General features: G+C 57.8%; 6 protein-coding genes. 3 read left to right on the forward strand and 3 right to left on the reverse strand.

All coding sequences use genetic code 11. From position 1 onward, the window contains the following. Positions 1-135: 135 nt before the first annotated feature. The 3 genes from AC1XOS_RS17470 (at position 136) to solA (ending at position 4,847) form a co-directional block, all read left to right on the forward strand. Positions 136-2,739: an ATP-dependent Clp protease ATP-binding subunit gene (locus tag AC1XOS_RS17470; protein ID WP_481963500.1), complete on the forward strand. Its 2,604-nt coding sequence runs from the start codon at positions 136-138 to the stop codon at positions 2,737-2,739. 81 nt (positions 2,740-2,820) lie between these two features. After that, entirely contained in the window at positions 2,821-3,849 is a 1,029-nt protein-coding gene (locus AC1XOS_RS17475; protein ID WP_481963501.1) for an SUMF1/EgtB/PvdO family nonheme iron enzyme, read from the forward strand. Next, positions 3,846-4,847, forward strand: a complete 1,002-nt coding sequence (solA, locus tag AC1XOS_RS17480) for an N-methyl-L-tryptophan oxidase (protein ID WP_481963502.1) — start codon at positions 3,846-3,848, stop codon at positions 4,845-4,847. Before AC1XOS_RS17475 ends, solA begins: the two co-directional genes overlap by 4 nt. 277 nt (positions 4,848-5,124) lie before the next feature. Here the strand turns inward: solA and AC1XOS_RS17485 are convergent, their stop codons facing one another. The 3 genes from AC1XOS_RS17485 to AC1XOS_RS17495 form a co-directional block, all read right to left on the reverse strand. After that, the gene (locus tag AC1XOS_RS17485) at positions 5,125-5,961 is read right to left on the reverse strand and encodes a prepilin-type N-terminal cleavage/methylation domain-containing protein (RefSeq protein ID WP_481963503.1); all 837 of its coding nucleotides are present in this window, start codon (positions 5,959-5,961) and stop codon (positions 5,125-5,127) included. Positions 5,962-6,120: 159 nt separating this feature from the next. Beyond that, positions 6,121-7,080 (reverse strand): type II secretion system protein, encoded by a 960-nt coding sequence (locus AC1XOS_RS17490; protein ID WP_481963504.1) that lies wholly within the window; start codon positions 7,078-7,080, stop codon positions 6,121-6,123. Positions 7,081-7,122: 42 nt separating this feature from the next. Beyond that, positions 7,123-7,352: HRDC domain-containing protein (locus AC1XOS_RS17495; protein WP_481963505.1), on the reverse strand; the 230-nt coding region annotated here is incomplete at its 5' end.

Genomic DNA, 7,352 nt, shown 5'->3' on the forward strand with positions numbered 1-7,352 from the left:
GTCACTGAGACGCTGGAGAACTGGGCAGAGACCTACGCCGCCAAGCACCTAGAGAAATTTATCGCCGCGCAGAGCCTGCCGCTAGCCGAACGGTGAGGAGGCAGAGGCGGGGGGAAGTGCGATACAATCTCTCCTATGTGGCAACGATTCACGGAGCGCGCACGCCGCGTGGTTTTCTTCGCACAGGAAGAAGCGGGACGTTTAGGCGAGAACTATGTTTCGACGGAGCACTTGTTGCTCGGTCTTGTCAAAGAGAATGACAGCGTTGCGGCGCGTATTCTGGATCGGATCGGGGTCTCTCTGGGCCGGATTCGCTCCGAGATCGAGCGGCAGGTTGCTCGCGGCGACGGGCGTATGGGGCCGGAGATGCAGCTGACGCCGCGTGCAAAACGCGTCATTGACCTAGCCTACGACGAGGCGCGGCAGCTGGGCAACAACTATATTGGCACGGAGCACTTGCTTCTTGGGCTGATTCGTGAGGGCGAAGGGCTGGCGGGGCGGGTTTTAGGCAAGCTAGGCGTGGACTTGGAGCGCACGCGCAGGGAAGTGCGCACGCTGCAAGACCAGGAGCCAGGTCAGCCGGTGGCGGCTGGGCGTGGCAATCCCAGCAAGGATCAGCGCTCTCGCACCCCCACCCTCGATGAGTTTGGACGCGATCTGACCGACTACGCTCGTAACGACAAGCTCGACCCCGTGGTTGGTCGTGCCGAGGAGATTGAGCGGGTTATTCAGATTCTCTCACGCCGTACCAAGAATAACCCCGTTTTAGTGGGCATGCCCGGCGTCGGAAAAACCGCGATTGCCGAGGGGCTGGCCACGCGTATCGTCACGCAAGACATCCCTGAGATGCTCAAAGACAAGCGCCTCATCTCACTGGATCTTGCGGGACTGGTCGCGGGAACCAAGTACCGCGGTGAGTTTGAGGAGCGCATGAAGCGCGTGATGGACGAAGTGCGTAAATCCAATGGAGAGATCATTCTCTTTATTGACGAGCTACACACGGTCGTAGGAGCCGGAGCTGCCGAGGGCGCAATTGATGCCAGTAATATCATGAAGCCTGCACTCTCGCGCGGCGAGCTCCAGTGTATCGGCGCAACAACACTCGATGAGTACCGCAAGTACATCGAGAAAGATGCTGCGCTTGCCCGCCGCTTCCAGATGGTAAAAGTGGACGAGCCCAGTGTGGAGGAGGCCATTGAGATCCTCAAGGGCCTGCGCCACCGCTACGAGGAGCACCATAAGGTCGAGATCAAGGACAGTGCGCTCGATGCTGCCTGCCGCCTCGCGGATCGCTACATCACCGACCGCCATCTTCCCGACAAGGCCATTGACCTGATTGACGAAGCGTCGTCTAAAGTTCGCCTGAAGGCCGCCACCGCACCGCAGCCTCTGCGCGAGGCCAAGGCGGAGCTGATTCAGATTGAAAAAGAGCTAGGCCGCCTCCCCGACGAGGGCGACTTTGACCGCGTGAACTTCTTAGAAGAGCAACAGGGCTATCTTGTGGAGCGCATCTCGGAGCTACAGGTGCGCTGGGACACAGAGCGAGCGGGCCTAGAGCTGATCGTGGACGAAGACGATATCGCGCAGATCGTCTTTGCCTGGACCGGAATCCCGGTGAACCGCCTAGTCGAGACCGAGACCCAGAAGCTCCTTCAGATGGAAGAGTCGCTGGGCAAGCGGGTTATCAGCCAGAAAGAGGCCATTATCGCGGTCAGCAAGGCGATCCGCCGTGCCCGCTCTGGCCTGAAAGACCCGAAGCGCCCGATAGGCTCGTTCTTGTTTTTAGGCCCCACCGGTGTCGGAAAGACCGAGCTGGCACGTGCACTCGCAGCATTTCTCTTCCAGAAAGAAGAGAATCTTATTCGGATTGACATGTCCGAGTACATGGAGCGCTTCGCCGTCTCTCGCCTGGTGGGAGCACCTCCCGGCTACGTCGGCTACGACGAGGGCGGGCAGCTCACCGAGGCCGTGCGGCGCAATCCCTACGCCGTGGTGCTGCTCGATGAAGTCGAGAAAGCCCACCCGGAAGTCTTTAACTTGCTCCTGCAAGTGATGGAAGATGGGCGCTTAACCGACTCCCAAGGCCGCGTGGTGGACTTTAAGAACACGGTGCTGATCATGACGAGTAATATCGGGGCGCACATCATCAACCGCGAGCCTCAGATCGGGCTTCGGGGCACCAACAAGCCCAAGGACGAGACTGAGCGCGACTACACGGGCATGAAGAACAAGGTGATGGAAGAGGTCAAGCGTGCCTTCCGCCCTGAGTTTGTCAACCGCATTGACGAGACCATTGTCTTCCACGCACTTACGGCGGCCAATATCCGCCAGATTGTGGATCTGATGCTGGGCAGCGTCCGCAAGCAGCTTGCGCAGCACGATCTGGTGCTCGAAGTGGCCGACCCAGTGATGGAGAAGCTCGCCGCCGATGGCTTCGACCCGACCTACGGCGCTCGCCCACTGCGTCGCTCGGTGCAGCGCATGATCGAGGATCCGCTAGCTGAGGAAGTTCTTCTAGGCCGCTTCAGCGAGGGCGATATCGTCCTGGCCGAGCTGGATGGCGAGGGTGACGACTCCGTGGTGATCTTCCGCAAGAAGAACATTGAGGACACGATGCGCGAGATCGGTGAGGAATCTACCCCCGCCGCCATCGCCGCCGCCCCTGGCACCCTGAACCCATCCCCTAGCACCCTGAATCCATCCTCTAGCCCCTTCCCTCAGAGCAAGGAAGAGGAGTAGGCGGTTTTTCTCACCCTCCCGGCCCTGAGGGAGGGTGGCTCGTAGCGAAGAATGAGCGAAGAGCCGGGTGGGTTCAGTAGAATGCCTTTTCTCGTAACAATCGTGCAGGCTGTGGAGAGCTTTCCTGCTCTTCTGAAGCGTATTGAGCAGCTTGCGGTAGCAGGCAAGCTCGATGCCGCCGCGAGCGAGGCACGCAAGGCCATTGCCCTCCAGCCCAGCGCTCCGGAAGGGCACTACTGGCTGGGGCGCATCGCCTTAAAGCAGGGCAAGACGGAAGAAGCGGGGGCGAGCTTGACCAAGGCGAGTGCACTCAAGCCCGCCCCCGCCCTGGCAAAGACCATCACCGAGCTACTTGCCAAGCTCCCCAAAGAGACAACCCCAAAGCCGGAGCCTGCAAAACCCGCGCTGCCGCCCTCGCCCCTGACAATCGCCGAGTACAAAGCGCAGCTTGTCGCCATTCCCGCCGGGAGCTTTCTGATGGGTAGCCCAGACACCGCGCCGGATCGCAAGCCGGTGCATAAAGTGACCCTGGCGGCCTTTAAGCTGGGGCGCACGCCGGTAACTGTGGGAATGTTCCAGGAGTTCTGCAAGGCAACGAACCGCAAGATGCCCGATCCCCCTGCCTGGGGCTGGATCCCCGATCACCCGATGGTCAATGTGAGCTGGACAGAGGCAAAAGCCATGGCGGACTGGGCAAGCCTGCGCCTCCCCACCGAGGCCGAGTGGGAGTACGCCGCGCAGGGAGATCAGCCCTCCCCAATCTTCCCCTGGGGCGATGTCTACAAAGACGAGCTCGTGTGGTCCAGCATGAAAGAGCAGCGCGACAAGACCGCCCCGGTCAGCCGCAGCACGAATATCTTTGTCAATGCCTACGGCCTCACGGACATGGCGGGCAATGTCTTCCAGTGGTGCGCCGACTGGTACGGCGCGGACTACTACACCAGCTCGCCCGACGAAAACCCCCAAGGGCCTGAAAAAGGCACAGATCGAATCCTGCGGGGTGCCTCTTGGTACAGCTACACCACGAGCACCTCGCATCGTGTGGCGGGCCGTGCCTGGAGTTTCCCCGGCAAGGGCGGCGACTCCGATGGGTTCCGACTCGCCCAATGAAAGTCGCGGTTGTGGGTATCGGTGCGGTCGGAAGCGCGGCGTGTCGGTTTCTTGCCGAAGCGGGCCACACGGTTGTCGGGTTTGAGCGTTTCGAGATTGGGCATGGCTTTGGCTCGTCGCACGGGGAGTCACGGATCATTCGCTACGCCTACCCGGAGGCGCACTACACCAAGCTCATGGGCCAAGCCTACCCCCTCTGGGAAGCGCTTGAGCAAGCAGCAGGCGAGGAGCTTTTCGTGCGCTGTGGCGGGCTTTTCTTCGGCCCCAAAGACCACCCCGAGCTGGCAAGCATGCAGCAGGCGCTGGAGATCAATGGCGTTGTGCACCAGCTCCTCAGTGCCGAGGAAGTGACGGAGCGCTACCCCGCCCTGGTGCTCCATCCCAACGAAGCGGCGCTCTGGCAGAGCGATGCGGGTTTTCTGCGAGCCGGTGCGGTTGTGCGGGCCCAGGCGCGACTGGCCCAAAAAGCCGGGGCGGAGCTGCGGGAGAACACGGTTGTCGAAAGCTTAGATGCGCTAGAGAGCTTCGATCACGTGATTGTCTGCGCAGGGGCCTGGGCCAACACACTCTTCCCCGAGCAACCACTGCCGCTTACCGTCACACGCCAACAAGTCACCTATCTTGCAGGCGAGCTGCCCGGCTACCCGGTCTGGATCGATGCCGAGAGCTACTGGTATGGCTTCCCCAGCGATGGCCGTATTGCCGGCGTGAAGCTGGCCCGCCATATCCCGCAAGTCCCCTTTGACCAAGAGCGGCTTGACCGTCCCACGCAAAAGAGCGACGATGACGCAGCCCTCGCCTACGCGGCCACACGCTTTCCTAGCCTCGGGCAGGACGTGACGCACCATGCGTCGTGTTTGTACACCAACACTCCCGACGAGAGCTTTGTCTTTGATCACCCACGCCCAAAAGTCACGCGCGTCTCGGCGTGCTCGGGGCATGGCTTTAAGTTCTCGATCCTTATGGGCCGCCTCGCCGCCGATGCCGCCACAAAATAAATAAGCCGGGGAAGCAAACGCTTCCCCGGCCTCATCCTAGCGGCTACTTACCGCCCACACCCGCGGCCCCTGCTTCAGCGGATTTATCAATCCGCCCATCAGTCAGAGGCTTATTTGCATCTGCTGGCGCACCTGGTGCCGTCTGGACAGGTGCAGCGTTCGCAGCGGCAGGAGCCTCGGCTGGAGCGGCTGGATCTGCCTGCTTCGTGCAACCTGTGAGTGCCACTAAACCAAGTATCAGAAGAAAAAACGTCTTCACATTAAACTCCTAAGCCAATTATGGCGTGCAGGGAACGCCTGCTGCGGTGGCTTGTGCTGCCCAGTAGCTTCGCTCATTAGCCTTCGCAGCAAAGAATTTCGCGTGGGCACAGTTTGCCTGAGGACGAGCAGCTGTATAGGCTGTACTGGGAGGTGGAGGATGGGGGAACATCATATCACCCTTGCCATACTTCGCATGGCCATCGCAGTAGACATAGTTTGCACCTTCCTGGTGTCGCCACGGGGAATCGCGAGTGGGCCGTACTTTTGTCACGTACTTCTCAGCATAACCCTGAAAATCATAGGTTCGTCCCAGACGACCGGAGGAACCCGAGTCTCCCACAAAAACCGTCGAGGCGGGAGCCTCTAGCTCAGCGAGCACAGGCCAGCGGTAGTAAAACGGGCTGGTGGGATCTGTGTCGTAAGTCAGGCCCATACTGTAGCCGTAGCTCCGAACGTTAAGATCAGGATTCTCCGCATCGGGACAGTGCCAAACCCCACCGAGTCTGTTGGTCACAGAGGCATTTCCTGGTGAACCACTCTTTACATAAGGGAGCAAAAGTGCATCCCAATAGAGATCGATGGTATCAGGAAACTTACCACCAATGGGCGTTGGAACATAGTAGGCATACCAATACACAGACCACGTAGGCATAGTCTCATCATAGTCTTGGGCGTACATCATGGCCGCAGTTCCCATCTGCTTCATGTTCGACAGACACGCAATCGCACGGGCTTTACCACGTGCTTGGGCAAAAACAGGAAAAAGGATAGCGGCGAGAATCGCAATGATCGCGATCACGACAAGAAGTTCGATCAGCGTAAAAGCTGAGCGATTTTGACGGCGTAGATTCATAAAAACCTCCATAAATTCAAACAAACGCCCGCCCAACAGCGGGCCAACAGGTGCTCCAGTATACCCTACTGCTTGTTAATGTCAATGATTAGTTTATAGCAATAAAAAAGTTAAGACTAGGATCGCTCCTAGTCTTAACTCTTTCCAACAACAAATTAACTACCAGTCTCGTGCCCAACCAGGATTTCCTTGAGGAGTCTTAATATTAGTTGCATTCCCCAAAGTCCCGCGCCAGGCACCATTGTTCATGATGCACTGAAAGGAAACAAGATTTTGTGTATTAATCGCCTTCGTATGTCCATCCGCATACAAAACCATGGTGAGTGTTCCGGTGATGAAACGATTGATCGCTGCGTTTGTGCTGGCCCCCGCAGAAGGAGCGACAACACCGTTTCCACCTTGATGCGACCCCCAGACGCCATTGTTATTGGCACTATTTCCATTAACAGCATAAGCAGTGGGTGGGCGAGAGATCTGAGCACCATCAGTAAGCATAAAGGTCTCGGCAGGCCGTCCCAGAGAAGCTAATGATGCAGGGTAAGCATACGTACCTCCATCGAATGGAGCATATGCAGCCGAGAGTCCAGCCCCCGTACAGTTAGAGGTTCCCCCCAAGGCATAGTAGTTATAGGCATACGTATTTGAGAACGACGAGAGGGATGCCTTGGTCGTCGGACAAGCCCAGACCCCCTTTAGATCACCGCCCGTTGCAGAGGTCTGTATAGCACCGTTTTTGATATAGGGATTAACCAGTGTGGGGAAAAGATATTGAAACGCAAATGCGCCTCCTGCTAAAGTTCCACAGGCATTCGCAGTCCAGATGGGCATGGTCTCATCGTAGTCTTGCGCGTACATCATAAACGCCGTGCCGATCTGCTTCAAGTTCGACAGACAGGCAGTCTGACGGGCCTTCTCGCGAGCTTGGGCAAAAACGGGAAAGAGAATGGCAGCAAGAATCGCGATAATTGCGATCACCACCAGAAGTTCGATCAAGGTAAACCCCGACCTTGAAGAATAGCGTTTCACCATAAAAGAAATCTCCAGAGATATAGATACAAACACGCCGCCCAACAGTGGGCTACCATTTTCACAGTATACCTTGCCTTGATAAGTTGTCAAGTGATTAGTTTATACTAATCACAAGTCTAGCGCCGTGGTGTTTCAACCATATTTCTGAACCAGCTCCAAGACGATCTCGCCAAACTTTGCCGCTTTTCCGGGGCCAATTCCAGCGATCTCCAAAAGCTCAAACTCATTGGCAGGTTTACGGGCTGCGATTCCCTCCAGCACTTTATCGGCGAAGATCACATAGGGCGGGACGGCTTGCTCGCTTGCCAGCTCTTTTCGCCACGCTTTGAGCGTGGCAAGTAGCTCTGGATCGGCACTCTCAC

The organism is Armatimonas sp., assembly GCF_964826245.1.

What these genes read in the sequence shown, in the direction of transcription:
- AC1XOS_RS17470 (WP_481963500.1), top strand. Translation starts at nt 136, where the DNA reads ATGTGGCAACGATTCACGGAGCGCGCACGCCGCGTGGTTTTCTTCGCA.
- AC1XOS_RS17475 (WP_481963501.1), top strand. Translation starts at nt 2,821, where the DNA reads ATGCCTTTTCTCGTAACAATCGTGCAGGCTGTGGAGAGCTTTCCTGCT.
- solA (WP_481963502.1), top strand. Translation starts at nt 3,846, where the DNA reads ATGAAAGTCGCGGTTGTGGGTATCGGTGCGGTCGGAAGCGCGGCGTGT.
- AC1XOS_RS17485 (WP_481963503.1), bottom strand. Translation starts at nt 5,961, where the DNA reads ATGAATCTACGCCGTCAAAATCGCTCAGCTTTTACGCTGATCGAACTT.